The organism is Streptomyces sp. NPDC002088 (genome assembly GCF_040296605.1).
Lineage (GTDB): Bacteria > Actinomycetota > Actinomycetes > Streptomycetales > Streptomycetaceae > Streptomyces.
The window spans coordinates 253974-280949 of record NZ_JBEOXO010000009.1; the positions used below are offsets into that span (position 1 = coordinate 253974).

Below are 26976 nucleotides of genomic sequence, written 5' to 3' on the forward strand. Positions count from 1 at the left end.
TTGCGGGCGGCGTACGGTTGAGGTACCGAGGGCATCACGCACTCCGGCCGCCACGCCGGGTCGTCCTCGGCGAGAGACGATTCCGGGCCGCGCCCCAGTGGTCGGCGCGGAGACGGGTCGGCATCATGTCCGCCGCGGTCGAAGCAACTGCGCGCAAGCTGTCCATGGCTGCGCCGGGACCGCGTACCCGTTCCGGCCCTGCCCCCTGCCGAGGGGAGGCGTGATGACCCTCTCGCGGCTGGACATCCATCGGCGGAACCGAGGGGAGCGGACGCTCGTCACGCTCGCCGGTGACATCGGACCGGCCACCACACCACTGCTGCGGGCCGCATTGGAGCAGTGTCTGCTGGACGGCGTCACCGCCATCGACATCGACCTCACCACGGTCGGCTCCTGCGACGCCAGAGGCTTGGACATCTTCCTGTCGGCGTCACGGCGCGCCGGCCGGGTACACACCTCCCTGCTGCTGCACCACCCGTGCGCGCAGATCACCCAGCTCCTCGCTGTCACCGGATCTGCTTCGCTGCTTCCTGCGGCCCCCGGGGGTCCCGTGCCGCCCGCCGTGCTCGGCGACCTCACGCGTACCGGGACGCGGGCGCCCGAGGGCCCCGCTCGTCGGTCGGATCAGCCGGTCCTCAAGGACGGGATCCGCCTTCGCCGGCTGACCCGTTGGCAGGCCGAGGGTGTGCGCGAGGACATCGCGGACCTGGCCGCGGAGTCTGTCGCGGGTACCCCCGGCGAGGCGTACCACGATCGTGGAAACTTCCTGCGCCGCCTGGCGGTCAGTGCCCACCGCCCCGGCTTCGCGCTACTGCTCGCCGAGACGACGGTGCTGGTCGGTTGCGCCTTCGGTTTTCCGGTGGGCCCTGACAGTTCCGGGCGCCGGGGGTCCGGCGGAACGCTTCAGGAGAGCATCCAACGGCTAACCTCCCGCGCGCGGTTCGTCGTCCTCACTCAGGTCGTGGCCCATCCGCACACTCAGCACCGCGACATCGCCCGCCGCCTGCAACAGCGTCTGCTCACAGACCTGCACTCCTCCCTTGGGGTCGCCCTGCTCCATCCTGCCGACCGGGCGGGACAAACCGCCTTCTCGTCCTGGGGCTGGCAGAACATGGGAGTGGTCGTCGGGCTGCCCGGTCCTGTCGCCCCCTGTGTGTTGATCCTGCTGGTGGAAGGGCTGTCCCCGGCAGGCCGATGATCAGGCAGAGGGGCGACGAGCCGGCGGCCGTACCGGCCGGTGCGGTCACTCCACCCGTCGTCTGCCGTACGGACATGTCTGCGGGCGACGGCTGCGCGCCGCGCCGCCCGCTCATTGCCGGGAGTAGCCTGGCACGTACCGAGAGCTTTTCGGGCGCACGACCACGGCGGCGCCGTTCCCGGCGAGTGACAGACGCGGGCAGCCGGAAGCCGTCCGGGACGGGATCGCACGATGGACGCCGTCACAAAGCCCGCCGAAGGTACGACCCCGGGTGACGCACACACCTACCGGATGCCCTTGCCCCGGCTGAGCCTCACGCCGGACGTCAGCCACGGCCCGCTGGACGGAGCGTGGTGGCCGCGTTGCGACGCACTGGAACTGGAGCTGCCCGCGCTGATCGGCTCCTTGGATCCGAGCGTCGGCACCGTCACCCACGTCACCGTGGGGACCGCCGCCTGGCCCGATGCCCCGCAGGAGGTGATGGCGCCCGGCCACGTTGTCGAGGTGGTCCTGACCGACCTCGCCGCCGGGGCGCATGCCATCACCTTGGACTGCGACACCGTGGGACGCTGGGAACTGCTGGTGATCCCACCGGACGAGCCGGCCGGAGCGGCTACCCGGCTGCTGACCGCTGCCGCCGCGCCCGGGAACTCGCTGTCGGCGCCGCGCTTGCTGGCCTCCGTCGAGAGCGGCCTCGACGGACAAGACACATGGGAGTCAGAAGGAGGACCCGGGCTCAGGTGAGAGGCCCGATGCGGCCGGGCCCACGTGAGCGGCCGGCCCGGCGTCGACGATCCCTTGACGGAGCGATGACACTGGCAGACTCTTCGTCGTCCCAGCCCGCCGCCCCGATCAGCGCGGATCATGGCGGGTGAGGGAATGACGGCCGGACGGCGCGCGGACCGCTCCGAGAGCTTCGGGGAAGCCCTGCTGGGAGAGGTCCTTGATCGCGCGCACGAATTGCCGCCCCATCTCATCGGGCCGTTGGTCGCCGACGTGGTGGAGCGGCTCGGGGGCCGCCGACCGCAGGTGCTGCTGCAGGACTACGGCCAACTGCTGCTCGTACCCCTACCGGGCGACGGTCTCACGGACGGGGAACCGCAGGTGATCGACGGCTCCGAGGCGGGCCGCTGCTTCCTCGACGCTCACCCCGTCGAACTGCCCGAGGACGACGGCGTGCGGGTCCACCTGCCGCTGCTGGACGGCGGCGACCAGGTCGGGGTCATGGCGGTGACGTTGGACAGCGTCGATGACCACGACCGCCGCATGCTGCGCAGGATCGCCGCCCTGGTGGCCGACCTGCTGGTGACCAAGCACGGCTACTCCGACCTGTTCTTCGGTGTCCGACGCGGTGAACCGATGAGCGTCGCCGCGGAGATCCAGTGGTCCCTGCTGCCACCGCTGGCGATGATCATGCCTCGGGTCGCTGTGGCCGGGATCCTGGAACCCGCCTATGACGTGGCGGGTGACAGCTTCGACTACGCCCTCAACGGAGACGTCCTCCACGTGGCCATGATCGACGCGATGGGGCACGGACTGGACGCGGCCACGATGGCCACCGTGGCCATCGGTGCCTACCGCCACGCCCGCCGCGCCGGCACCGGGCTGCCGGAGATCTACGCCTTCATGGACCGTGCTGTGGCGGACCAGTTCGGCCCCGAGCACTTCGTGACCGCGCAGATGATGCGGCTGGACACCACGACGGGTCATCTTCAGTGGGTCAACGCCGGGCACCCGTCACCGATGCTCGTCCGTGATCATCGTGTAGCGCTCCGGCTGACCGGTCCGACGACCCTCCCGGTCGGCTTCGGGGGTCCGGAGCCGGAGCTGAGCGAGATGAGGCTGGAGCAGGGGGACCGCCTCCTCTGCTTCACCGACGGACTGATCGAGGAGCACACGACCGGGGAGGAGGAGTTCGGGGAGGACCAGCTGATCGACTGGGTGAACCAGTTGGAGAGAACCGGCCGCGGGATCCGGGCGATGGCGCGCTCCCTGTCCCACACGCTCAAGCGGGCGCGGGGCGGACAGACCACGGATGACGCGACTCTGCTCCTGGTGGAGTGGCGCGGCTGATCTCATTGCTGTCGTGCGGTACGGCTCCGCCTGCCACGGCTCGCTCGTCAGTCCGAAGGCACCCGCGCGCTTTCGGTGTCGATGAGAATCTGTTCCGCCCGGGTGATGTTGTCGGCCCGGACGGCCTGTGCCATCGCGGCCTGCCCGGCCTCGGGTGTCGCGTGCGGCGGGATCACGAGCAGCGAGAACACGTCCCGGTCGCCGCGGGTGATCAGGACGGTACCGTCGCCCACCGGGAAGGAGTCGACGTGCACCACCCGGTCGTCGACGACGATCCGTGTCGGGAGCCCGTCCCAGGCCGCGGTGTCCAGTCCGACGCGCGTGACGGGGCCGAGGTGTTCGGTGAGGGCGCTCAGCGTTTCCAGACGTCCTGTCGGCCAGCCCCAGCCAGAACGGATTCGGCACACCGACGTTTCCTCGCTCGAAAACCAGTGGAACAGCGCCGCTGTGCGCCATTACCGTGCTGCCGAACCAAGTCGTCTAGGCAAGGACGTCCCGTTGTACACCCTGTGAGACCTCCCGAGTGCTGATGTGTCGCGCGTCGCGCATGTGTGCGCCGCGCTGCTTTTTGCTGCGGACTTCTCACTGAAACCGGTGTACTTCTGTGCTCGCAAACTGGGTGGTCATACCCACCTGCCTGCCGCTCGTTCTCCGCCGTTGCCACACGTGCGCGTCCGGGCGATTCCGGGCAAACGGTAAATTTCGCGTCAACGCAAACCACAAGGTCCTCGACGCCTGGCTCCTCGTGCTCTGTACCGGTTGCGGGGAAACGGCGAAGCTCACGGTCCTGGAGCGGATGCATGTGCGCTCCATACGACCTGAGCTGCTGGACCGGCTGCATGACAACGACCTTGGGCTGGCAGCGGAGTTGCTCCAGGATCCGGTCGTGCGGCGCCGTAATCGCATTGCCCTCGACTGGGACAACGCCTGGCGCCTCGACACCGGCGGATCGGATCACCTGGACCTGGACCGCGAGGTGATCGACGTGTCGGTCCGCTTTGCGGCACGGATCCCTGTCCGGCCGGTGCGACTGATCGCTGAAGGCTGCGGTCTTTCGCGGGCCGAGGTCGAGAGACTGATCGCGGAGGGGAAGCTCGTTTCGGCAGTTCTGCTGGGCGGCAAGCTCTCCGGCGACTTCACCTTCACGCTCAAGCGCTGAGCCCTCCTCGGGACCAGGGGCCTGTCCGGCAAGATCCGCCGGACAGGCCCTAGGAGTGCTCCGTCAGGCTGAGTTCTGTCAGCAGTCGCTCTACACACCATCTCGCCGGCACTCGCCCCCGAGGCACGCCACGATCAACGCCGTTGGCAGCTGCCTCCTCGTACCATGCATGCAAACAAGGGGGAGATCTGTGTCTGAGGAGCCTGCCGGCGTAGTCGTCTATTGGCGACCCATGTGTACGTACTGCATGAAGCTGCTTACGCAACTCCGCTTCACGCGGCTCCAGTACACCAAGGTGAACATCTGGCGAGACCCGGAGGCGGCAGCGTTCGTCCGGTCGGTCGCGGACGGGAACGAGACCGTGCCCACCGTGACCGTGGCCGGCCGGGCCATGGTGAACCCGTCGAAGAGAGAGCTGCTGGAAGCAGTCGAGACCTACGCACCCCACCTGCTGTCCGAAACCGACTGACTGACATCGACCGAGACCCAACCATGTGCCGGAACTCGACGCTCTCAGTACGTGGCTATTGGACGTCCACGAAGTCGCCGGCCGCGTTGACCGCCGGAGTCGTCGTCGTGCCCGCGAAGCTGTAGCGGAAGTAGCCGTCGGTGGAGGCGGTGACGGTCGTCTTGAGGTTGCCCGTCGAGTTGGACTTGATCGTCTTCACCGTGGTGTAGGTGGTGCTGCCCTTCTTGCGGAACTGCAGCTTCACCGACTGGTTCGTGTAGCCGTGGTACTTGTTGTCCTCCCAGTTGGCCCGGGAGAGCTTGCCGGTGACCGTGATGGTCTTGCCCTTCTTCACCGGCTCCGGCGAGGCGTTGACCGTCAGCGTCGAGTAGCGCTGCACCTTGAACGTGGTGGCCGCGTCCCGGTGGATGTAGTTGTAGTCATTGGCGGAGACCAGCGTGCTGAGGTTCCAGGTGGCCGCCGCGCTGTTGTTGACGAAGCCGGTCGACGCCTGCGGGTCGAAGGTCAGCGTGCCCGTGCAGGTCGACGTGGTGGCGCTCACCTCGACGCACGTGATCTCGTCGTCGTCGTACCAGATCTGCGCGTAGTTCGGCTTCGGACCGAAGGCGCTGATGTACGTGGTCTCGGCGATGCCCGAATCGTCCGACGCGGTCACGGAGACCTTGGCGGACACCACCTTGGTGGTACCGACCACGACCGGCTTGCCGCCGTTGACGACGACCTTGTTGATCGTGATGTTGCCCTCGCCGCCGTCCGCTGCCTGGGCGGCGGTGGCACCGATTGCGGTGGCGACCAGCGCGACGCTGGTACCGAGCAGGGCAAGGCGCATGGTTGTGCGCATGAATGTCCCCCCACGGAGTCTTTTACTGATCAGAGGGAGCGTACGGCGTTGGCCAACGGTTCACCACGTTGTTGTTTCAACGCCTCCACCACACACGCGGCCTCACTCGGGCAGCGCTCAGCCCACAACCTGGTGCAACACGGTTCAAACTGGCTCGGGTTGCGGTTCCTGTTGCCGCGCTGGTGCGGCCCTCGGTTCCCACAGTGCAATGGTCCGTACGTAGCCGTAGACCACTGAGGTCATCGCCAGCATGAGAAGTGGTCCGGACACCCACGGATGCCTGGCCATCTCCAACGGCAGATAGCGATAAGACACCAAGAGCACAGTGAAGACCGTTGCGCCGTGAGCGACCAGTTGGATCCCTGATCGATCCCAGCCGCGGTCGAGCGAGCGTAGAGCTGCCTCGATCGTGAGCGCGAACACCACGCCGGCGATGAGATCCGCGCCGTAGTGGTAGCCGAATCCCAGCGTTGCGCCGAGCGTAGCTGTCAGCCAGAACGTGCCTGCGAATCGCAGAAGCCGTGGGCCCTTCCGGGAATGAATGAAGATCACGGTAGCCCACGCCGTGTGCAGGCTGGGCATGCAGTTCCGTGGAGTGATGGCGTCGAACGGCATGTGGTGCGGGGTACTGATCGGCGGCGGCGTTTCCGGCCACAGGTTGGCCACCGCCCATTGCCCGCTGGGCGGCGTGTCCGACCACATGCTGACCGTCGCCCAGTGCTCGGTGCCGGTGCCGTAGGCGAAGACCGGTCCGACCACCGGGAAAATCATGTAGATGGCGGGCCCGAGGACGCCGATCACCAGAAAGGTGCGCACCAGATGATGGCCCGGGAAGCGGCGCTCGACCGCCACGTTGCGCAGTTGATACAGCGCGACGATGACCGCGGCCACCGCGAGCTGACCGTAGACGACGTCGAGAAAATTGAAGCCGATCGGGCCGGTGGCCGTGACAATCCGGCCTACCAGCCAGGACGGGTTGCCCAGCGCGTGATCGGCAGTTGCCACGTACTGGTCGAGCACCGCCGGGCGGGTCTTCGAGGTGATGAGTAGCCAGGTGTCGCCGGTCTTGCGGCCGGCCACCAGCAGCAGGCCCAGCCCGACGCCCTTCAGCAGCAGGACACGTTCCCGGCCGGTGCGGCGAGTGACGGCGATGACGGCACAGCCCAGAATCACCCACAACGCGCCGTTGCCGAAGGGGTGACCGTCGGTCACCTTGGCGTCGGCCACCCACCGGACCACCAAGAAGGCGACGTCGATACCGATTGCGGCACCAGCCGCGATGAACCGTTGCCGCCAGGTGAGCACCACCATCATCAACGCCATGGCGGCGTACAACAGGAAACCTGATTTAGGGGGGAATATCACCTCTCGCACCTGGCTGGCGATCGGCCCCGGCAGGCCGTAGCGACGCGCGGCGAACTCCAGGGCGATAAGGAACCCCAGGGCCACGACACCCGCTACGGCCCAGAGTCTCGCCCGTAGTCGACGCCACACGGAGAGTGTGACTCTGCTGCTTATTCGCGAAAAAAACCGCGATATCATATGCCTCAATTTCGGCCTATTTGTTAGATGTTGGTTAAGGGTCGGAGTGGGTCTCGCTCGTCACCTTCTGGTCAAGGCCCCTTTCTCCCTCACGAAGAGCAGCCTGCCCAACGAGGGAAGACGGAAAGTTCACAGTCCGGGTTCCGGCCTCGTTCTCAGTGGGCACGGGACTCGCAACCGTCGTCTCCGGGGTTGTCTCAGCCCGGATTCACCGGCCACGGCCGTGCCGGATTCAGAGGAACTCGGCCGTCGCCACGCCAAGGACGCCCTCCTGAGCAGCCGGTCCAGGTGACTCACGGCTTCCCGTTGGGTGTCCGGCAGGGCGAAGCTCACAGCAGGTCGGCCCAGCTGCTCCAGCCGCTGGTGGCCTTTGTGACGCGGGATTTGAAGCCGCCGGTGCCGGTGCCGGCGTAGAAGTACAGGGCACCGGAGGAGTTCGTGGCCATGAGGTCGGCCTTGCCGTCGCCGTTGGCGTCACCGGGCGAGAACAGCTTCTTGTACTGCTGCCAGCCGGAGCCGACCTTCACCCGGGCCGAGAAGGGGGTTGACGCGACGCCGGTGCCCGCGTAGCGCCACAGGACGCCGGAGGTGTCCCGGGCCATCAGGTCGGGGCGGCCGTCGCCGGTGAAGTCGCCCGCGCCGACGACGGCGTTGTAGCGCTCCCAGCCGGTGCTGATCTTGACGCGGGAGGCGACGGTGGTGCCGGAGCCGTCGCCCGCGTAGAGGTAGAGCGTGCCGGCGGTGGTCACGGCCAGCAGGTCGCCCTTGCCGTCTCCGGTCACGTCGCCGGGGCCGACGATCCGGTTGTAGGAGGTGGAACCGGTGGCGAGTGTGGGGTCGGAGAGGGCGTAGAACGCCGGGTTGGTCAGCTTGCCGCTGCTGACGGACTCGACGACCAGGTCGGCGAGGCCGTTCTGGCGGAGCGAGGAGGCGTACGCGAGGCGGGTGGTGGCGGACGGCCAGGCCTCACCGACCAGAAGCTTGCTGGTCAGCGTGCCGGTGCCGGTGACCTGGTAGCTGTAGACGCTTCCGGCGGACGTACGGGCCATGGTCCCGAACTTGCCGAAGTGCGGGTTGTTGCCGGCCCCCGCGAACTGCGTGACGTTGCCCCAGCCCTTGCTACGGGCGGACCGGGTACCGAAGGTGCCGTTGCCGTTGCCCGGGTAGAACCACAGAGCGCCGGAGAAGTCCCTGGCCAGCAGGTCGGTCTTGCCGTTGCCGTCCCAGTCGCCGCCGCCGATGATCTGGTTGTACGACGCCCACTCGGTCTTGGAGTCCTTGACCCGGGTGCTGAAGGTGCCGCCCTTCTTGCCCAGGTAGCGGTAGAGGACACCGGTCGGGGTGCGGGCCAGGAGATCGCCGACGCCGTCGCCGTTGAGGTCGCCGGCGCCGATCAGCTCGTCGTACTGCTGCCAGCCGGTTCCGACCAGCACGCGGCTGCCGAAGGCGCCGGTGCCCTTGCCGGGGTAGTAGTAGAGCGAGCCGGCCGGGGTGCGGGCCAGCAGGTCGGCCTTGCCGTCGCCGTTCAGGTCTCCGGGGGCGGTGACCTTGTTGTAGATCTGCCAGCCGGACGCGACCGTGCGGTACGAGCCCAGGCCGCCCGGGGTGCGCGCGTACAGGCCGGTGTGGAAGTACAGCACGCCGCTCGGACTGAGGGTCAGCACATCCTGGACCCCGTCCGAGTCGAGGTCGCCCGGGGTCAGTACGTCCTTGACCTTCGCGACGTCCGAGTCGAGGACCATGGTCTCGGCCGAGCCGGTGTTGACGTACAACTGGCCCGCGACGTTGCGGTAGACCAGGTCGGACGTGCCGTCCCCGTTGAAGTCACCGCGCGCCGGGGTAGTCGCGTCCGCGCTGGTGGGCAGCGTCACGAAGACGCCTGCCGCGAGCACCGCCGCGGCGCCGGCCAGCACGGATGCCTTCACGGCAGGGGAGCGCCGGTGTCCGTGGTTCCCGTCGCGCCGCCGGGATCGGGTGGTGAACACGTTCTCTCCCGGAGGGTCAGGGGGTGGTGGAGACGGCGGTGGAGGCGTCGCTCGGGGACTCGGCGGTGGAAGGCGATGCGGGGTCGGTCACCGTGGCCGGGGCGGTGGCCGGTTCCGTCGAGGCCGGCGACTGTGTGGGATCCGCCGAGTCCGTCGTCGCCGTCGTGTCCGCAGGGCTGGCCGTGTCCGCCGTCCCCGCGGACTCCTCCGCGCTCGCACTCGTACTCGCTGAGGACTCGGTCTCGACGCCGACCTGGTACACGCCCGGTACGCCGTCCTCCACCCGGAAGGTCGCGGCTGTGGTGGTGGTGCCGTCCCTGGTCACCACGGTGGAGATCGCCCGCAGCTGCGCGTCGATGCCGTCCGCGGAGATGTCGAAGAGCAGATAGCCGCGCCGGGCGTCGATGATCTTCCAGTGCGGGTTGTCCGCCAGCTTGGGCGCCCACTCGGCGGCGAAGGCCACCAGATCCTCGTCACCGTTACTGGAGATGGAGGTCCCGACGAATTCCGCGCCGACCACGGCCGAGTCCACGTCGGCGAAGTCCAGCTTGAGGTCGCTGACGATGGTGCGGTGCCGGTCACCGGAGAGCACCACGGGGTTGCGGATGTCCTGGAACTCGGCGAGCAGGGCAGCGCGTTCCTTCTGGTAGCCGTCCCAGGCGTCGTACGACCACTCCGTGCCCTCACCGGCGAGGAAGTCGGTCTCGGCCATCATCACCTGGGAGGCGACCAGGTTCCACCGCGCGCCGGAGGTGCGCATGCTGTTCACCAGCCAGTTCCGCTGGGTGTCGCCCATGATGACGCGGCCGGTCTCCAAGGCTCCGTCGGGGGTGGTCGCCTGGTCGTCGCGGTACTGCCGGGTGTCCAGGACGTGCAGCCGGGCCAGGGTGCCGAAGTCGAGCGCGCGGTACATCAGGACGTCCGGGCCGCTGGGCTTCTGCGCGGCACGGATCGGCATGTGCTCGTAGAAGGCCTGGAAGGCGGCCGCCCGGCGGGCCAGGAACTTCGCGGTGGGCCAGGCGACCGGGTCGTTCGCCACGTCACCGGCCCAGTCCTGCTCCACCTCGTGATCGTCGAAGACGACCACGAAGGGGGCGGCGGCGCGCATCGCCTGCAGGTCCGGGTCGGTGTTGTACTGCTCGTGGCGGGCACGGTACTGGGCGAGCGTGACGGGCGCGCCCGTGCCTTCATGGCGGCGTACGCGGTAGGAGTAGGCCGAGCTCTCGTAGATGTAGTCGCCGACGAACAGCACGAGATCCGGCTTCTGTTCGCGCATGTCCTGGTAGGGGGTGAAGTAGCCGTGCTGCCAGTTCTGGCAGGAGGCGAGCGCGATCCGCAGGTTCTCGGGGGTGCTTCCGGCAGCGGGGGCGGTGCGGGTTCGGCCGGTGATGGAGGTGCGGCCCAGCGCTTTGAACCGGTACCAGTATTCGGTGGCCGGGGTCAGGCCCGTGACGTCCACGTGGACGCTGTAGCCGAGGCTGCTGCTCGCCGTCGCCGTACCGCTCTTGACGATCTTGGTGAAGCCGCTGTCCGAGGCGAGCTCCCAGCTCACCGCGACGGTGGGGGCCAGGATGCCGGAGCTGCCCTGGTTGGCGGGCACCACCCGGGTCCACAGCACGATCGCGGTGGGCAGCGGGTCGCCGGAGGCGACGCCCAGCTTGAAGACCGTGCCACTCACCGACGCACCGGCACCGGCCGTGGCGGTCGCCCCGCCCACAGAGGCCGAGGCGCTGCCCGTCAGCAGCTGCCCGGCTGCTACCGCACCCGCGGCCCCCAGCGTGACGGCACCCGCGCCCAGAAACCGTCTACGGCGTACCCCGGTGGTGCCATTGTTGTTGTCGCTCGGGTGCACACGCGCGCCTTTCCCCCCAGAGGCGGTGCGCTACGCAGCGCCGGTGAACGTGATCGCCGTGGATTCTATGCAATACCCTCACGCTTACGGCACCGGGTCCGTCAAGCCGTTCGAACAACCAGCGGGAGCCATGCGCCGACCATTGATCTCCGCAGTCACGGTCCTGCTCCTCGCCGGCGCGGCGGGGTGCTCGTCGTCCGGCTCCGAGGACAGCGCAGGAAGCGGCTCCGGTTCGGGCTCGTCGAGCACGGTGGCCGACGGCGGGTCACAGAGCGGCGGCTCACCGAGCGCCGGCGGGAACGGGGCCTCCGGCGAGAGCGGCGGCAGCGGCAGCGGCAGCGCGTCCTCCCCACCCGCCGGGGTGCTCTTCGGAGCCGACTCCCTCCCCAGCCCCGCCGCCGACCACTGCCGTACGAAGAACCTGACGGGCGTGGCACGCGGCACCGGTCAGGGCCGGGCCTCGGTCGTGATCACCAACAACGGGAACGGCTCCTGCACGGTACGTGGCTTCCCCTCCCTCCTCTTCATCAGCGAGGCCGGCCGGACCGAGCTGCCGGTGGACTGGGCCGGGTCAGCCGCCGACACCGCGAAGCTCACGCTCGCTCCCGGCCATTCCGCCACCGCCACGCTCACCTTCACCAGCCTCGACGAGTGCGAGGAGGTCACCGGCCTCGACATCGTCCCTCCCGGCGAGTCCCAGCCCCTCACCCCTGCTTTCACCACCACAAGCGGGAAGAAGAAGGCGGTGCGCATCTGCGACACCGGCGTACGCGTGAAGGCGTTCTCGCCCTCGCAGTGATGTCGGGCCTTGCGGCATCGGCCCCTCAAGCTGAAGGAGCGTCAGCTTCCAACGAGTGAATCGGACCGCTCGGTGAGTGACGGCCTGCACGACAGCGGGAAGGCCTTCCTGCATACCGGACATGCACAGTGCAGGGAGCGTCCCGATGCCGAAGTACCTCATCCAGGCCACCTACACGCCCGAGGGCACCAAGGGGCTGCTCAATGAAGGCGCGAGTGGCCGCCGTGCCGCCGTCGACCAAGCCGTCTCCAGCCTCGGCGGGAAGGTCGAGGCCATGTACTTCGCTTTCGGGGAGGAGGACGTCGTGCTCATCATCGACCTCCCCGACCCGGTGTCCATGGCCGCCATCAGCCTCACCGTCAAGGCCAGCGGTGCCCTGCACACCCGGGCCACCCCGCTCCTCACCCTCGACGAGATCGACGAGGCCACCCGTCGGCAGGTCTCCTTCCGCGCCCCCGGCTGAGCATCGCGCCACAAGCGCACCACAAGCGCACCGGATCGAACGGGAAACAGTGGGATTCACGGTTGGGGAGACGAAGCCGAGTGGCTGCGAGCGTTGCGGAGCTGGTGGGCCTCGGAGTGCCGGTGGCGGGAGATCCTCTGACGCGGTGGCCGGGTCAGGGTGATTTGACGGACCAGTTGCTGGAAGCAGGCCAGGGACGCGACGGCCGGCAAGGCGGCTGCGGCGATACTCGTGAAGGTCCTGTCGGCCTCGGCCACGCAGAGCATCATCGCGAGGGAAGAGAACAGCAGAACGACGCACCAGGAGTGCAGGGCCCGGCGTTGGTGCAGGGCGGTCCGCAGGATGGAGAGCGAGGCCACCATCCAGGGGCCGTAGATCAGAAGAGGCCACCAGGGAACCGTTCCGCCCTGCGTACCGGAAGCGATGTGCCGCAGAGGCGCGTAGGCCACCATGCCGCCGAAGACGCTCACCATCGACACGATGACGGCGGCGACTGCGGCGATCACGAAGCTGACCGTCTGCAACCACGTGAAGCGCAGTTTGCGGGCTCGCACCTTCCGATGCCCGGCAGAAAAGCGCCGGATGGGCGGCAACTCGGCAGTGATCTGCACCAAGTTGTCCATCGGATCGCCGGGGAAACCGGCATCGGCTGACGGCTCGCTACGAGGCGGCGGCACGGCACCCGCCTGATCCGCCGTCGCGGCATCCTGCAAGAGGTAGGTGAGTTCCTCGACCGGGTCCCAGCCTTCCAAAGGGGCCGCCGAGTGCAGGGCATCGTCAGGGCCCCTGTGCCGACCGGTGGACACCCCGGTGGCGTACGCACCGGGATACCGTTCATGTCGGGTGAAGGAGAGATCCGGGTAGTCGTCATTCACGGAAATGTGCCCCCGTCACGTGCGGGGTGCGTGGCAACCGGAAAACACCTGGCCGTTCCACCGCCGGCCGAGTTCCTCCTGGGCCGCGTCCAGCAGCATCAGGAACTCACTGAGCAGTGACTCAGTGACCCGCAGTTCCACCTGTGCACCGTCTCCGTGCAACGTGCCGCTGGCCTCAGGCGATGAGTACGCCGCGGCAGGCGTGAAAATATATTGCCCGACTGTCACACTATGGGCCACGGGCAGATTCTCCGCCGTCGCTCCGGAGCGGTGCGAGCCAAAGAGCCTTGCTTTCGTCATATCCCGCTAACGCTGCTCCCGTCCTCCAGATGCGCGGCAAACGAGTGAGCGTAATGCGGCGAAATCATTGACGAGGGCGTTTGTCATGAGAACCGGCCGCCCCCGCGTTCAGCACGTAAAGAGTCGAGCGGGTTGTCTTTTGAGTTCTCTTCGGACAGGACAAAGATATGCCGCCGACGAGCAACGGTCGGTAGCGGGCCGCTGACATCAATGTCTGACAAGACGACCGTGTGCGGCGGCAGTCCACGACGACCGGGGAGCCCGAGGCGCCTCCCTCCCCCACTGCCCCGCTGCCCCGCACGGAGCCGGGCCGCGACAGGCGTCTGCCCCCGTTGGACTGACGAGGACTCGGGCACGCACGTGCTCTGCCGAGGCGGGTGCAGATCCAGGGCTGGTGCGGTGATCGGGACCGTGCCTGCACCGGTAGCCACCGTTTGCCGCATACCCGGGAGGGGAACCATGGCGCCAGGGTGCACAGCGTCGGCTTGCAGCGTGACACAAGGAGTGCGCTGGACGGGGAGGGCGACTATCCGTGCGGACATGGGGTGTTATTCGCTGGCTGGGCGCAAACTCCGAGGCACTCATCGCGTTGGTGACAGCAGTAATTGTCGGCATACTCGGTCTTACGAATTCGGTATCGGCTTCAGTCGTCAACAGCGCCATCCTGGCGACCCTTGCCGCATTGGCACTCTCAGTACTGCGGAGTAAATGGGAGTTCAACGCCGAACCCGAGGCGCGAGCGAGGTTGCTCTCAGCCCAGCAGTCACTGGAGGATCTCCCGGCTCACATCAGGCGGATCAGCCAGGTCGAGGAGCTGTTGACAGATTATCGGGCGACCCTCGACGAGGAGTCCGCCATCAGGATTCTGCGTGGAAATGAGATCACCCAGTCCCTGTCAGAGGCGCGGGCCGAGGCCAAGGAGTGGATATTTCGAGGCGGTACCGCGACGTTCGTCCGAGCTGTGGTACTTCCTGACTGCATCCGGCGAGCCCGGAGAGCTCGCCGCCCCTTGAATGTTCGCCTCGAGATCCTCGACCCCAGGGATCTTCGCCTCTGCGAGCGCTATGCCAATTTCTTTCGGCATGGCGTCGAAGATCCCAACGAAGATGAGCAGACCTGGACCGGCGAGGGAACACAGCTGGAGCTGTATGCGACAATTTTTGCCGCATGCTGGTGGAAGCAGCATTATCCGCCGCTCAAGATCGAGGTGGCGCTGTCGTCAACGATGACCCTTTTCCGCTTCGACATGACCCAGAATTTTCTCTTCATCACTGAGCGCGGCCCTCGGTTCCCTGCGATGATGATCCGGGAGGGGCGCTTCTTCTACGACTACTGGCGTAATGAGCTGGACGAACAGTTTGATCAATCCTATAAGATTCCTTTGACGGATGCACCAAGACTGAGCGAACAGCCCACGCCGACCGAGACCCGCGATCTGTTCGCCCGATTACGGTTGGACCTTCCCGATTCCTTCAGCGACGACGACGTCGATCTCATCGTCAGGCAAGCCATCGATGCACAGAATCCATACGCATGAAAGCGTTGCCGTTCGAGCTCTTCGCAACGGCGACACCGAGACCATCGGCGGATGGCTTCGAGACACACTGCCGACCGTCGTCCCGGAGCAGCTTCCCGCACCGGTCGTCCGACACCCACTCGAATTCATCTGCCTGCCCCTTTACCGATACGGCAAAGTGGGCCTGTGCCTGCATGTGTGGCCGGATACTCCGGATACCCCGGATACTGATGAGCCGTCGTCTCCCATCGTCCACGCCCACAGTTGGGATCTGTGGAGCTATGTGGTGTGCGGTACCGCACTCAACCAAATCATGGCTGTCCGCGATGAGACCGAGACGCCGGAGCATGGCCTGTACGCGGTGACGAGCGCGGGAGGGGTTGACGAAGTACGGGCAACGGGACGCCTCGTCACTTGCCTGCCCGGAAAGCAACAAGAGGTTCACGCCGGCCAGATATATGAGCTTTCCTCGGGGCTGTTCCATCGAAGCGGCCACCGGGGCCTCACAGTGACGCTTGTACTCGGCGAACAACGTGAAGGGCTCGACAACCTGGTCCTCGGTCCACTCGACGGCTACCCATGGCATGACTCGCCCCGTGAGTCATGTTCGCCGGACGAGGCACGGGCCCTGCTGAAGCTCATCGCGATGCATTGCTGAAAGCCCGAGCTGCCCAGGCGACCCAGGCAGATCGGGCAGATCGGGCAGCCCGAGCAACGGGGCAACCCATATCGCATACGACTCACCGCGCTGGACCGACGAAGGGACCGCAGCCATGGCCAGACCACTGTCCGCCGCGAAGAAACTCGCCGCGCTGAAGGCCGAGGGCCTCACCGTTCACGAGCACGCCGGCTGGAAGACCCACAACCGCGACTCGGCGACCGGCAAGACCTTCGGCCCGGTGATCGGCGTACTGATCCACCACACCGCCGGGCACGGCGACAAGGAGCTCTGCTTCAAGGGCAGATCAGACCTTCCCGGGCCGCTCTGCCATTCCTGGCTCGGCAAGACCGACGGTCTGTGGATGATCGGTCACGGTCGCGCCAACCACGCCGGATCCGTCGACCTCGACGTGCTCAACGCGCTGCGCGCGGAGACCACGCTTCCGCACGACAACCAGGCCAACGCCGACGGCAACGACTGCCTGTACGGCCTGGAGATCGAGAACCTCGGCAACGGCAAGGATCCCTACCCGGCCGCGCAGTACCGGCAGGCCGTGCTGTGGGCGGCGGCCCTGTGCCGGGCGCACGGCTGGACCGAGAAGTCCATCGCCGGGCACAAGGAGGCCCAGCCCGGCAAGATCGATCCCAGCTTCGACATGGACGCCTTCCGGGCCGCCGTGAAGAAGCAGCTCGCGGCGCCGGCGGGCAAGACCACTCCGGCCAAGCCCGCCAAGCCCCGCGTCGACCTGTCCCGCCTCGTCCGCGCCGCGAAGACCGACCCCGGTGCCGAACAGGGCCATGTCACCTACATGGCGGGCACGAACCTCACCGAAGCGGCCCTGGTCAAGCTGGGCTACCTCACCAAGACCTACGCGGGCGACGGCTCCTTCGGCTCCAGGACCGTCGCCGCCTACGCCAAGTGGCAACGCCACCTCGGCTACACCGGCGCCGACGCCAACGGCATCCCCGGCAAGGTGTCCCTCACCGAACTCGGCAGCCAGACCGGCCTGTTCACCGTCGTCGCCTGAACCGGAACGGGGGGGCCGGCTCAGTGAACCGGACCCGCGCAGCCCCGGGCATCGCCCCCGGCCGACGACCGACCTCGTCTCACAAGCTCCTGTCGAAGAAGGAAACCGCCCGCTCCACGGCCGGCACCACATACGTGTCGTCGTCGTAGAGGTCGATGTGGTTGCTCGTGTCCAGCACCACCAGCTCCTTCGGCTCGGGCGCCGCCGCGAATGCCGCCGTCGCGTCGGTCAGCGGGATGGCCTGGTCGCCGCGCCCGTGGACGACGAGGAGGGGGGCGGTGAGGAGGGGGAGGTAGGCGTCGACGTCCAGGGTCAGTTCCTGGAGCACCGACAGGGCCGTGCAGCGGTTCTCCCAGCCGGGGCGGGCGCCCCGCTCGGTTCCGTAGTACGCGTACGGCTCCGGGCCCGGGTTGCCCGCAGGCATGCCCTCGGGGTTGACGGCCGGCCAGTACTCGACCTCGCCGCTCTCCGACTGCCGCTGGGCGATCTGCGCGAACTGGTCCATCAGGGCGGCGAAGTTGTCGGCGCCGAACCGGTCGTGGATGAGCTTGGGGTTGTTGTAGGCGGCCGCGACCAGCGCCACGGCCTTCACCCTCGGGTCGAACGCGGCCAGCTGCACCGAGTAGATACCGCCCAGGCACACCCCGCAGACCGCGATCTTCTCCGGGTCGGCCTCCGGCCGCGAGGCCAGGTACCCGACCGCGGCGCGCAGGTCGGCGACCTTGGCCGTGGCGTCCTCGTGCTGGCGCTGCGCTCCCTCGCTGTCACCCCAGTTGCGGTGGTCGAAGGCCAGGGCGATGTACCCGCGCTGCGCGAACCGCTCGGCGTAGTAGCCGGTGACCTGCTCCTTCACCCCGGAGAACGGGCCGGTCAGCACCACCGCGCCACGCACGGTCCCCGACTCGGGCAGATGGAGGTCACCGGCCAGCCGGTAGCCGTCGCTGAGGAACTCGACCTTCTCGATCGTCATCTTCAATCCCCCTGTAGATGTAAGGAGTTGGAGTTGCCGTGACATGAACGCTATTCGGCGACGCGCCCCGCGTATTGCACGTTCTTGCTGCGGAGGTCTCGCCACCCCGCGCCGCGGAACGCCGCCTGGTACACGGCCGGCGTCATCCCGTACGCCTGGGCGAACGCCCGGGTCAGATGCGGCTGGTCGTGGAAGCCCGTCTCGAACGCGACCTCGGCGATGGCCATGTCGCGCCGCAGCAGCTCCCTGGAACGGTCGAGGCGCAGCCGCAGGTGCAGTTTGTGGGGCGGCAGGCCGAACCATGCCTTGCAGACATGCACCAGCCGGTACTTGCTCAGGCCCGCCACCGCGCTGAGCTCGTCCAGCGTCACATTGCGCGCCAGGTTCTCGCGCAGATACTCGCGTACGGTCTCCGGGACCCGCCGCGCCACACCCCGCTCGCCCTCCGCGCCGCCGGGCGCGTGCCCCGCCAGCATCGAGACGAACTCCAGCACGCCCGTCTCGCGCGTCAGCGCCGACCCTGGTGGCTCCGACGGCCGGTAGAGGGAACCGTGCACGGCCTGGAAGCGTTCGGCCGACCCGGTGTCCCGGATGACCGGGTCCCCGAACCGGACCGCCTCGGGTGCGGCGACCTCGGCGATCAACGACGGCGACACGCACATGATCAGCCAGCGCGCGGAACCCGGATCGTCCGGCGCCCCGGAATGCGCGTCGTCCGGATGGAGGGCGACGAGCTGCCCCGGGGCGGCCCGGAACGTCGTACCGCGCCTGCGCACGGTGAACCCGGAGCCCAGCACGAGGACCAGCTTGAGCTCCTCGTGCACGTTGCCGCTGTAGGACTGCGCCCGGCCGTCCACCACGACGACGTCCGGGAGGTCCTCTAACTCCCGTGGAATGCCCGCCTGTCCCGAACTCGTCATCCGAACGCGACCTCCGAGAAGTCCCGCTCCAGTTCCGCACGGTGGAACTCGTACGTGCCGATGTCGGAGACCTTGATCACGAAGCAGAAGCGCTCGACCGAGGACAGCTCCTTGGCCACCTGCCCGAATTCACGCCGCAGGAAGTGGACCGCCGCCAGGTTGCCCACGGGGGACTGCCCGCACACCAGGAACACCGGCCTGCTGGACTCCCTCGGCGTGAACTTCGCGACGAGGGCGTACTCCCGATTACGGCGGTCGTACAGGAACTTCTCCCCGCCGACCTCGATGGCGACCGAGTCCGGCCGCGTGCCGTCGTACGGGTGGATGGTCACTCCGGGGAGGTGTGCGGCGAGGTGGCCGCCCGTACGGGCGTTGGAGCGGAGCGGGCCGCCGACGCAGAACTCGGTGCGATCGCCGTTGCTGCCACGGAAGTCCCCCGACTCCAGCTCCGCGTCACATCCCAACTCACCCGCGAGCAAAGAGAACTCCACGATCGCCCGTACATCTCCGTAGTGCGCGGTACCGGAAGAGTCATGCTTGGCGCCGAGCACGACAAGACACGTCTCACCGGGCCGGACGCCGAAGAACCCGGCCCGCCTGTTCACCTCCCGAGCGCGCTTGGCCCGCTCCCCCAGCCACACGAAGCCACCGCCGAGCAGGCTGGTCACCAGCCCGATCGCGATGTTCACCAGCACCGACTGAATCGTGTCCCCCACTCCACGACAAAGCTTCCGCGGACCATTCTCAGGGAGCTCCCGGCATTTTGGCGTTCACGAGGCAAAAGTAACGCTCCGTGGTCATCATGGTGCAGTGCGCGAACCCGTACAGATTTTTTTGTACGGGTCCCGCGCGGTGAAGGCACGTCCTGCGGTGGGGAGTTCGGCGGCATGAACAACGGCAGCAGCGGCAGGCGCCGCAGGAAGAACGCGTCCGCGATGAAGATGGTCGGCTCGCTCGTCGGCACCTTCCGACGAGCGGCCGGTTTCACCCAACGGGCCCTCGCCGAACGGCTGCTCGTCGACGAGGAGACGATCGCGTCGATCGAGCAGGGGCGGAGGATGCTGAAGGAGGATCTGGCGGCGGCGCTCGATGATCTCCTCGAGACGAAGGGGGCGTTGGGGGTCGCGGTGGCCAACATGCCCGAGGTGGATCTGTTTCCGCGGTGGGCGGAGGAATTCATTGACCTTGAGCGGGAGGCGCTCGCGCTGTCCTCGTACCAGAACCAGGCTTTACCTGGTCTCCTCCAGACGGAGGCGTACGCACAGGCGGTCTTCCGCAACGACGTCCCCGCTCTCACGGAGAACGAGATCGAGCAGCGCGTCGCGGCACGCGTCGGGCGCCAAGAGATCTTGCACCGGGCAGTTCCGCCGACCGTCAGCTTCATCATCTCCGAGGCTGCGCTGAAGGACCGGCTAGGAGGCCACGACGTGTATGTCGAGCAGCTTCGGTGCCTCCGGGAGTACGCGGACTTGCCGGGCGTCACGCAACAAGTGATGCCGTTGGGAGGCGAGTTCCATGCCGGGCTCTCCGGGCCGTTCGTTCTCGTCGAGACCGCCGACCATCAACGCGTCGCGTACGTCGAAGGCCAGCTCCACGGCCGGTTGATCGCCGATCCCGACGAGGTGTCCGTCCTTGAGCACAAGTATGCGATGCTGCGGACACAGGCTCTCAACCCCGAGGAGACGAAGGGCCTGTTGGACACTTTGCTAGGAGAGCAATGAACACCGCACTTCAGTGGTTCAAGTCCAGTTACAGCAGCGCCACCGGCCAATGCCTTGAGGCCGCCTGCTCCTGGCGCAAGTCGAGCTACAGCACCGAACAAGGCGGGGACTGCCTCGAAGTAGCCACCACCCCCGCCACCATCCACATCCGTGACTCCAAGCAATCCCCCGGCACCGGCCCCGTCCTCACCGTCACCCCCGCCACCTGGACCGCCTTCCTCCCGCTTGCCCGCCGCTAGGCTGCCCGTAGGGGAGCTGTGACGCGGGGCCGAGCCACCGCCAGGGTCACGGTCACCGCGATCGACGCGGTCGCCATCGCCGTCATCGCCGTCGCGGTCGAGGTCAGTTGGGCCAGCGAGCCCGCCAGGGTGGCGCTCACGCCCTGCATCGTGAGCATCCCGGCGGAGTGCAACCCCAGGGCGTGGCCGCTCAGTTCGTCCGGGGTGAGAGCCATCAGCCGCTCCTGCTGGAGCAGGCTCGCACCGAAGCCCGCGGAGGCCACGGTCACGAGAACGGCGGCCACGGGCACGGACGGGCGCAGGGCGAAGAGCACGTACGGCGTCGCCAGCAGCAGGAGGAGCGGGGTGATCAGGCGGGGGCGGACGGCTGGCGGAAGGAGGCGGCCGACCGTCACATCGCCTGCCAGCATGCCCAGCGCCGCGCAGGCGAACAGCGGGCCGGCCGCGTCGGGGGCGTAGGGCACGTAGAGGGACTCGCAGCCCACGACCAGGCCGTTGGGGAGCCACAGGCCCAGGTAGACCAGGCGGCGGGGGCGGGAGGACCACAGCAGGGCGTTGGTGCGCCAGGTCGCGGCGACGGAGGGGCGGCCGGCGGCGCGGGGCGGGCGGTGGGTCAGGCCCAGGCGGAGGCCGACGGCCGAGACGGCGTGCAGCGCCGCCGCGAGGAGGAGCGCGGGGCGCGGGGAGAGGGTGGCGACCAGGATGCCGCCCGCGCCGTAGCCGGTGATCTGCATGATCCCGACCATCATGTTGAACACCGAGCGGCCCAGCAGGTAGCCGCCCTTGGGCAGGATCTCGTTCAGCAGGCCCCAGCGGACGCCGCCGCCGAGCGAGGCGATCAGACCCTCGACGAGTACGACGGCGAGGACCGCCCACATCGGCAGGCCCGGGACGGCCAGGACCGCGGTCGCCACCGCGAAGGCGAGCGCGATGCCCGCCAGGGTCGTGCGCGGGGGCAGCCGGTCGGCGCCCGAGAGCAGAAGGGTCGCGCCCACCACCTGCGCCAGGGTCGGGCCGAACATGCTCACCGCCGAGAGGAGCGGGGAGCCCGTCGCCCGGTACACCAGCGTCGCGAGCGCCAGGCCGCTCACCGTCTGGGCGGCGATACCGAGGGAGGAGGAGAGGAAGAGAGGGGTGAACTCCCGGGTGCGGAAGAGGGACTTGTAGCTCGTGCGGCTGCTGTCTGCGGTCATGTGCGGAGTCTTGGGCGGGGCCGGGAGAGGTCGTTATTGTTTCGCGTCAGTGCGAAACATGGAGGGGCGGGGGCGAGGTCCATGGGCTGGTGGCAGGTCAACGCCGACACGCTCGCCCGCAGCCGGTTCGTCCTCTCCCCGCTCGCCGAGACCTTCGCGAGCCTGAAGCTGCTGCACGCGGGCGCGGGCGGGCATCCCGGGGAGCAGGCCTGGCTGCGGGCGCACCTGCCCGCATACCGGGAGCTGCTCGCCGGCGACCCGGTCACCGCGCTGCTGGTGCGCGCGGGGCTCGGGCGGAATTGGATCGCCGACTTCCTCACGCCCACCCCGCGGGACGGGGAGACCTTCGAGGAGGGTGTCGCGCGGGTGCGGGCGGTTCCGGCCGCCGCGGCCCGCGCGCATCTGCGGGTCTCCCTCGCGGGCCCGCTGCCCGCCGCCCTGGAGCGGGACGAGGACCTGCCCGAGCGGGCGGCGGCGCTGCTGGAGTGGGTCTGGGACGGGACCGTACGACCGCACTGGGAGCGGCGCAGGCGCGTCCTGGAGGCCGATGTCGTCGCGCGGACCGCGCAGGTCAGCCGGGGCGGCTGGGTGGCCGCACTGGAGGCGCTGCGGCCCGGGACGCGGTGGCTCGGCGAGAACCGGCTCCAGGTCAACCTGCACGAGTACCCGCCGCGTGAGATCTCCGGGGCCGAGCTGGTGTTCGTGCCGGTCACCCCGCAGACCGGCTGGGTGTCGTGGGAGGAGGCGGACCGGTACGCCGTGGTCTACCCGTGCGCGGGCGTCCTCGCCGACGGCCACGGCCGCCCGCCCGTGCCCGCGGGCCTGGGCGCGCTGCTGGGGGCCGGGCGAGCGGGGGTGCTCGTGCTGCTCGGCGGTCCGATGAGCACGACACAGCTGGTCGCCGTGACCGGCCAGGGGCTCGGGTCGGTCGGGCGGCATCTGCGGGTGCTGCTGGACGCGGGGCTGGTGGAGCGGCGGCGGGCGGGCCGGTCGGTGCTGTACTCGCGGACGGCGGCCGGGGAGGTCCTGGTGAAGGCCGCCCGCCGAGGGTGACCCCTCAGATGCGCGGGGCGCCCGTCACCGACATCACCAGGGAGTACAGGGAGGTGGAGGCGGTGATGAACATGCGGTTGTTCTTCGGGCCGCCGAAGGTGATGTTGGAGACCGTCTCGGGCAGGATCAGGCGGCCGATGAGGGTGCCGTCGGGGTCGTAGCAGTGCACGCCGTCCGCCAGGGCGGCGGCCCACAGTCGGCCCTCGTCGTCGAAGCGGATGTTGTCGAAGTGGACGTCGTCCTTGCCCTCGGCGAAGACCTTCCCGGACGAGAGGGTGCCGTCGTCGCGGACATCGTGGACGTAGATGCGGGCGGCGCGGGAGTCGGAGACGTACAGCTTCTTCTCGTCGGGCGAGAGGATGACGCCGTTGGGACCGTCGAAGCCGTCGGCGGCGAGGTGGACCTCTCCGGTGGCCGGGTCGATCCGGTAGAGGTTGCACGCGCCGATCTCGGACTCCGCGCGGTGTCCCTCGTAGTCGCTGATGATGCCGAAGTCGGGGTCGGAGAACCAGATCGTGCCGTCGGAGCGTACGACGGAGTCGTTCGGGCTGTTGAGGCGCTTGCCTGCGTAACGGTCGGCGAGGACGGTGACCGTGCCGTCGTGCTCGGTGCGGGTGACGCGACGGTTGCCCTGCTCGCAGGTGACCAGGCGGCCCTGACGGTCGAGGGTGTTGCCGTTGCTGTTCCCGGCCGGGGTGCGCAGGACGCCGACCGTGCCGGTGGCCTCGTCCCAGCGCAGGATCCGGTCGTTGGGGATGTCGCTCCAGATCAGCTGACGCCAGGCGGGAACATAGAGCGGCCCCTCGGCCCAACGGCTGCCGGAGTGCAGCACCTCCAGCCTGCTGTCGCCGTTGACGCAGCGGCCGGTGTAGAAGCGGTCGTCCAGGATCTCGTACAGCCCGTGGAGGATGTGACCCGACAAGGTTCGCTCTCCTTCGTGCGGCTCTGCGGCTCTGCGGCTCTGTGGCTCTGTGGCTCTGTGGCGCTGCCGATCTCCAACGTAGCGGGAGCGTGCTGTCCGCGGGGCCCGGGCGGTGATCATTCCCCGCTGGTTAGCATCGCAGGCATGACTGCTGACTCTTCTGCATCCGCAACTCTCTACGACGTCGAAATCGGTGCCCTCAAGGGCGGTCCCGCGGACCTCGCGCAGTACGCCGGCAAGGCGGTGCTCGTGGTGAACGTGGCCTCCAAGTGCGGGCTGACCCCGCAGTACACCGGCCTCGAGCGCCTCCACGAGCGCTACGCCGACCAGGGCTTCACCGTCCTCGGCGTGCCCTGCAACCAGTTCCTCGGGCAGGAGCCCGGCTCCGCCGAGGAGATCGCCGAGTTCTGCTCGGCGACGTACGGCGTGACGTTCCCGCTGACCGAGAAGATCGAGGTGAACGGGGAGGCCCGGCACCCGCTGTACGAGCGCCTGATCGGCTTCGCCGACGCCGAGGGGCACACCGGCGACATCCGCTGGAACTTCGAGAAGTTCCTGATCGGGCGGGACGGCAAGGTCGTCGCCCGGTTCTCCCCGCAGACCGAGCCGGAGGCGGCAGAGGTCGTGGCGGCGGTGGAGGCCCAGCTGGCCGGCTGACCTTGCCCGTGGGGCCCGGTGGACCTTGGCCGTGGGGCCCGGTTGACCCTGCCGCTGAGGCCCGGTTGACCTTGCCCCTGGGGCAAGGGTGAGCGTCCTTGTCACCGGGCGGACGGTGCCCGGTGACGGAGGATGACACGGTGGACGACGATCTGCTCACCATCGGGGCGTTCGCCGCGCGGGCCCGGCTCTCGGCCAAGGCCCTACGGCTGTACGACCGCCTCGGCCTGCTCGCCCCGGCACACGTCGACGAGACCACCGGCTACCGGTACTACCGCGCCGGCCAGGTGGAACGCGCCCGCACGGTCGCGCTGCTGCGCCGGCTCGACATGCCGCTCACCGCGATCGCCGAGGTGGTCGACGCACTCGAGTCGGACGGCGGCGCGGCCGCGGACCGGCTCGACGCGTACTGGGCGGACGTCGAGGCGCGGATCGCCCGGCAGCGGACGCTCGCCGCGTACCTCCGTGGACGGATGTCGGGGAGGAGCTCCGAGATGTACGGAAAGTTCGCGGTCGAGACGGTCGACATGCCCGGGCAGGTGCTGATCACCATGACGCGGCACACCCTGGCGGACGAGCTGCCGGCCTGGATCGGTTCATCGCTGGACCGGCTGGAGGCGGCGGCCCGGGACTGCGGAGGTGCCGTGGCAGCCCCCTTCGTGGTCTACCACTCCGAGGTGTCCATGGAGAGCGACGGCCCCGCGGAGTCCTGCATCCCCGTCGCCGACGAGGCTGCGGCCCGTGCATGGGCAGCGGCACACGGCCGGACCTGGGAGACGAAGGTCCGCGTCGAGCCGCCCCGCCGGCTCGCGTACACGCGCATCACCAAGGCCCAGGTGGCCCATCCCCAGATCCTGGCCGCGTTCGAGGCGGTGGAGGAGTGGATCAGGGCACAGGGGCTGCGCTACGACGGCCCCTGCCGCGAGGTGTACTTCGCGGACTGGGACGCGGCGGGGCCGGATGACGTGGTATGCGATGTGGCGTTTCCGGTGAGGTGAAGGGAGAGGAGGGAGGGGAAGGGAAGGGCTGACGGGGCGGACCGTCGGGCCGGGGGAAAAGCCGAGCCCTCTCGGCAAGGACGGCGAGCTGGTCGAGAGGGCTCTGTTGGTGCTTATGGAGTTGTGGTTGTGGGTCGTGGTGCATCAGTGGAGGTCGAGCGCTCCCCTGGCGACCTCGGTGACGAAGGCGTTCCACGACTGTGCGGGGAAGGCCAGCACGGGACCCTCGGGGACCTTGGAGTCACGTACGGACATGGCCGCGACGACCGGTGACTTGACCTCGACGCACGCACCGTTCCCCGTGGAGTAGGAGGACTTGGTCCACGTGTCCGTGACGCCCTGACGAATTGCCATTTCTGCTCCGGATTGCCAGTTGTTGAGTTTCTGTCACCGCACGACGCGTCCGACTCCGGACCCACAGCGCGGTTTGCGCCAACGTTCTTGCTGATGGCGTGATCGACGCTACTCGCCAACATCCGCTCCCGAAGCGGCCATTCACTCGACTGGATGGCATATTCCAGCGGGGCCTTCCATCCCGGGCGGTGGAAGGTGTACCGTGCGGCACCTTTCACTCTGGCGTCGCTCTAACGCGCGTATTCCTTCGCGATGTCCGCGATGAACTGGCGCGACTGGTCGACGTTGAGGGCCTGCGCCCGCAGGTGCTCGTACATCACGCTGTACTTCTGGACGTCGTTCGCCTTCTCCAGGTACAGGTCGCTGGTGACGCCCTCGATGTAGACCACGCTGGAGTCCGCCGCGTCGGGGAACTCCAGGATCGCGTACTGGCCGTTCAGGCCCGGGTGCGCGCCCATGTCGAAGGGGATCACCTGCACGGTGACGTGCGGGAGTTGGGACTGCTCGACCAGGTGCTCCAGCTGGTCCCGCATCAAGGACTTGTTCCCGACCACCCGCTTCAGCGCCGCCTCGTCCAGGACCGTCCACAGGCGCAGCGGGTTCTCGGGGGTGGAGATTCGTTCCTGTCGGCGCATCCGCACCTGTACGCGCTTCTCGATGTCCGCCGGCGCCGTCTCCGGCAACGCGCCCGCGATGAGCGCCTCGGCGTACTGCCGGGTCTGGAGAAGGCCCGGGACGACCTGGGGGTCGTACACCCGCAGGCTCGCCGCGTCCGTCTCCAGGCCGATGTAGACGCTGTACGGGATGTCCCCGAAGGAGTGCCACCAGCCCTGCTGGCGCGAGTCCTTGGCCATCTGCATCAGCGAGTCGACGATCCGGACGTCCTCCACCTCGTAGACCCCGCACAGATCGCGGACGTCACGCTGGCTGATGCTGCGCCGGCCGTTCTCCAGCCGGCTGATCTTCGACTGCGACACCAACAGTCGCTCGGCCACCTCTTCGGCCGTCATGCCCTTGAGCTCACGGAGCCGGCGAAGCTCCTGGCCCAGCCGGCGTCGCCTGACAGTGGGATTGACATTGGACGCCACGGGACGTGCACCTCCGGCTGCGTGCCTCTACTTGCCACTTTGCGTATCTGCTGTTGAGCAGATTGCCACCAAGATGCTTCTTACCGCTGGCAAACGGTGGA

Annotated in this window: 28 protein-coding genes and 1 pseudogene; 15 read left to right on the forward strand and 14 right to left on the reverse strand. The window is 68.3% G+C overall.

Annotation, left to right across the window (positions count from 1 at the left end; all coding sequences use genetic code 11):
- Positions 1-223: 223 nt before the first annotated feature.
- The 3 genes from ABT114_RS21665 (at position 224) to ABT114_RS21675 (ending at position 3271) form a co-directional block, all read left to right on the forward strand.
- Positions 224-1198: an STAS domain-containing protein gene (locus ABT114_RS21665; protein ID WP_351144432.1), complete on the forward strand. Its 975-nt coding sequence runs from the start codon at positions 224-226 to the stop codon at positions 1196-1198.
- 231 nt (positions 1199-1429) lie between these two features.
- Positions 1430-1942, forward strand: coding sequence for a DUF5994 family protein (locus ABT114_RS21670; RefSeq protein WP_351144433.1), 513 nt, complete (start codon positions 1430-1432; stop codon positions 1940-1942).
- A gap of 135 nt (positions 1943-2077) precedes the next feature.
- The gene (locus ABT114_RS21675; RefSeq protein WP_351144434.1) at positions 2078-3271 is read left to right on the forward strand and encodes a PP2C family protein-serine/threonine phosphatase; all 1194 of its coding nucleotides are present in this window, start codon (positions 2078-2080) and stop codon (positions 3269-3271) included.
- A 47-nt stretch (positions 3272-3318) separates the two neighbouring features.
- On the opposite strand, the pseudogene ABT114_RS21680 reads toward ABT114_RS21675, so the two are convergent.
- Positions 3319-3669 (reverse strand): annotated as a pseudogene (locus ABT114_RS21680) (DUF5994 family protein); the annotation flags it as partial.
- Positions 3670-3875: 206 nt separating this feature from the next.
- Here ABT114_RS21680 and ABT114_RS21685 point away from each other — a divergent pair.
- Together ABT114_RS21685 and ABT114_RS21690 are read left to right on the forward strand one after the other, a co-directional pair.
- Positions 3876-4430 (forward strand): DUF1062 domain-containing protein, encoded by a 555-nt coding sequence (locus ABT114_RS21685; RefSeq protein WP_351144435.1) that lies wholly within the window; start codon positions 3876-3878, stop codon positions 4428-4430.
- Between the two features lie 169 nt (positions 4431-4599).
- A complete protein-coding gene (locus ABT114_RS21690; RefSeq protein WP_351144436.1) occupies positions 4600-4899 on the forward strand; it encodes a glutaredoxin domain-containing protein in 300 nt (99 codons plus the stop codon).
- A gap of 55 nt (positions 4900-4954) precedes the next feature.
- On the opposite strand, the gene ABT114_RS21695 is transcribed toward ABT114_RS21690, so the two are convergent.
- From ABT114_RS21695 to ABT114_RS21710, 4 genes are all read right to left on the reverse strand, one after another.
- Positions 4955-5740, reverse strand: a complete 786-nt coding sequence (locus tag ABT114_RS21695; protein ID WP_351144437.1) for a calcium-binding protein — start codon at positions 5738-5740, stop codon at positions 4955-4957.
- Positions 5741-5884: 144 nt separating this feature from the next.
- Complete coding sequence (locus ABT114_RS21700) at positions 5885-7282, reverse strand: phosphatase PAP2 family protein (protein WP_351144438.1); 1398 nt, start codon at positions 7280-7282, stop codon at positions 5885-5887.
- A 329-nt stretch (positions 7283-7611) separates the two neighbouring features.
- Entirely contained in the window at positions 7612-9267 is a 1656-nt protein-coding gene (locus ABT114_RS21705; RefSeq protein WP_351144439.1) for an FG-GAP-like repeat-containing protein, read from the reverse strand.
- A gap of 16 nt (positions 9268-9283) precedes the next feature.
- Positions 9284-11119 carry an alkaline phosphatase D family protein gene (locus tag ABT114_RS21710; RefSeq protein ID WP_351144440.1) on the reverse strand — a complete coding sequence of 612 codons (1836 nt, stop codon included), beginning with the start codon at positions 11117-11119 and terminating at the stop codon, positions 9284-9286.
- Between the two features lie 130 nt (positions 11120-11249).
- On the opposite strand from ABT114_RS21710, the gene ABT114_RS21715 reads away from it, so the two are divergent.
- Together ABT114_RS21715 and ABT114_RS21720 are read left to right on the forward strand one after the other, a co-directional pair.
- Entirely contained in the window at positions 11250-11918 is a 669-nt protein-coding gene (locus tag ABT114_RS21715) for a DUF4232 domain-containing protein (RefSeq protein WP_351144441.1), read from the forward strand.
- Between the two features lie 145 nt (positions 11919-12063).
- On the forward strand, positions 12064-12381 hold the full coding sequence (locus tag ABT114_RS21720; RefSeq protein WP_351144442.1) for a GYD domain-containing protein: 318 nt from the start codon (positions 12064-12066) through the stop codon (positions 12379-12381).
- 56 nt (positions 12382-12437) lie between these two features.
- On the opposite strand, the gene ABT114_RS21725 is transcribed toward ABT114_RS21720, so the two are convergent.
- The gene (locus ABT114_RS21725) at positions 12438-13256 is read right to left on the reverse strand and encodes a DUF2637 domain-containing protein (protein WP_351144443.1); all 819 of its coding nucleotides are present in this window, start codon (positions 13254-13256) and stop codon (positions 12438-12440) included.
- Between the two features lie 15 nt (positions 13257-13271).
- On the reverse strand, positions 13272-13397 hold the full coding sequence (locus ABT114_RS21730; RefSeq protein ID WP_351144444.1) for a hypothetical protein: 126 nt from the start codon (positions 13395-13397) through the stop codon (positions 13272-13274).
- A gap of 691 nt (positions 13398-14088) precedes the next feature.
- Between ABT114_RS21730 and ABT114_RS21735 the strand changes: the two genes are divergently transcribed.
- The 3 genes from ABT114_RS21735 to ABT114_RS21745 all read left to right on the forward strand — a co-directional run bounded on the left by ABT114_RS21735 (position 14089) and on the right by ABT114_RS21745 (position 16760).
- Positions 14089-15093, forward strand: coding sequence for a hypothetical protein (locus ABT114_RS21735; RefSeq protein WP_351144445.1), 1005 nt, complete (start codon positions 14089-14091; stop codon positions 15091-15093).
- Positions 15071-15730, forward strand: coding sequence for a hypothetical protein (locus ABT114_RS21740; RefSeq protein ID WP_351144446.1), 660 nt, complete (start codon positions 15071-15073; stop codon positions 15728-15730). The genes ABT114_RS21735 and ABT114_RS21740 overlap by 23 nt, the downstream gene beginning before the upstream one ends.
- 115 nt (positions 15731-15845) lie before the next feature.
- Entirely contained in the window at positions 15846-16760 is a 915-nt protein-coding gene (locus ABT114_RS21745; RefSeq protein WP_351144447.1) for an N-acetylmuramoyl-L-alanine amidase, read from the forward strand.
- Positions 16761-16839: 79 nt separating this feature from the next.
- On the opposite strand, the gene ABT114_RS21750 is transcribed toward ABT114_RS21745, so the two are convergent.
- The 3 genes from ABT114_RS21750 to ABT114_RS21760 are packed head-to-tail and all read right to left on the reverse strand — an operon-like array spanning position 16840 to position 19345.
- Entirely contained in the window at positions 16840-17730 is an 891-nt protein-coding gene (locus ABT114_RS21750; protein ID WP_351144448.1) for an alpha/beta hydrolase, read from the reverse strand.
- A 50-nt stretch (positions 17731-17780) separates the two neighbouring features.
- Positions 17781-18650: a helix-turn-helix domain-containing protein gene (locus ABT114_RS21755; RefSeq protein ID WP_351144449.1), complete on the reverse strand. Its 870-nt coding sequence runs from the start codon at positions 18648-18650 to the stop codon at positions 17781-17783.
- Entirely contained in the window at positions 18647-19345 is a 699-nt protein-coding gene (locus ABT114_RS21760) for a hypothetical protein (protein ID WP_351144450.1), read from the reverse strand. Before ABT114_RS21760 ends, ABT114_RS21755 begins: the two co-directional genes overlap by 4 nt.
- A gap of 192 nt (positions 19346-19537) precedes the next feature.
- On the opposite strand from ABT114_RS21760, the gene ABT114_RS21765 reads away from it, so the two are divergent.
- Together ABT114_RS21765 and ABT114_RS21770 are read left to right on the forward strand one after the other, a co-directional pair.
- Positions 19538-20371 carry a helix-turn-helix domain-containing protein gene (locus ABT114_RS21765; RefSeq protein WP_351144451.1) on the forward strand — a complete coding sequence of 278 codons (834 nt, stop codon included), beginning with the start codon at positions 19538-19540 and terminating at the stop codon, positions 20369-20371.
- A complete protein-coding gene (locus ABT114_RS21770; RefSeq protein ID WP_351144452.1) occupies positions 20368-20610 on the forward strand; it encodes a DUF397 domain-containing protein in 243 nt (80 codons plus the stop codon). Before ABT114_RS21765 ends, ABT114_RS21770 begins: the two co-directional genes overlap by 4 nt.
- On the opposite strand, the gene ABT114_RS21775 is transcribed toward ABT114_RS21770, so the two are convergent.
- Positions 20607-21803: an MFS transporter gene (locus ABT114_RS21775; protein ID WP_351144453.1), complete on the reverse strand. Its 1197-nt coding sequence runs from the start codon at positions 21801-21803 to the stop codon at positions 20607-20609. The two genes, ABT114_RS21770 and ABT114_RS21775, sit on opposite strands and share 4 nt — an antisense overlap.
- Before the next feature lie 81 nt (positions 21804-21884).
- Between ABT114_RS21775 and ABT114_RS21780 the strand changes: the two genes are divergently transcribed.
- Positions 21885-22856, forward strand: coding sequence for an ArsR family transcriptional regulator (locus ABT114_RS21780; RefSeq protein WP_351144454.1), 972 nt, complete (start codon positions 21885-21887; stop codon positions 22854-22856).
- Positions 22857-22860: 4 nt separating this feature from the next.
- On the opposite strand, the gene ABT114_RS21785 is transcribed toward ABT114_RS21780, so the two are convergent.
- Positions 22861-23778 (reverse strand): SMP-30/gluconolactonase/LRE family protein, encoded by a 918-nt coding sequence (locus tag ABT114_RS21785; protein ID WP_351144455.1) that lies wholly within the window; start codon positions 23776-23778, stop codon positions 22861-22863.
- A gap of 144 nt (positions 23779-23922) precedes the next feature.
- Here ABT114_RS21785 and ABT114_RS21790 point away from each other — a divergent pair, with 144 nt between their 5' ends.
- Entirely contained in the window at positions 23923-24435 is a 513-nt protein-coding gene (locus ABT114_RS21790; protein ID WP_351144456.1) for a glutathione peroxidase, read from the forward strand.
- A gap of 122 nt (positions 24436-24557) precedes the next feature.
- Positions 24558-25433, forward strand: a complete 876-nt coding sequence (locus ABT114_RS21795; RefSeq protein ID WP_351144457.1) for a MerR family transcriptional regulator — start codon at positions 24558-24560, stop codon at positions 25431-25433.
- A gap of 144 nt (positions 25434-25577) precedes the next feature.
- Here the strand turns inward: ABT114_RS21795 and ABT114_RS21800 are convergent, their stop codons facing one another.
- The gene (locus ABT114_RS21800; protein ID WP_351144458.1) at positions 25578-25787 is read right to left on the reverse strand and encodes a DUF397 domain-containing protein; all 210 of its coding nucleotides are present in this window, start codon (positions 25785-25787) and stop codon (positions 25578-25580) included.
- 230 nt (positions 25788-26017) lie between these two features.
- The gene (locus ABT114_RS21805; RefSeq protein ID WP_351144459.1) at positions 26018-26875 is read right to left on the reverse strand and encodes a helix-turn-helix domain-containing protein; all 858 of its coding nucleotides are present in this window, start codon (positions 26873-26875) and stop codon (positions 26018-26020) included.
- Positions 26876-26976: the final 101 nt, after the last annotated feature.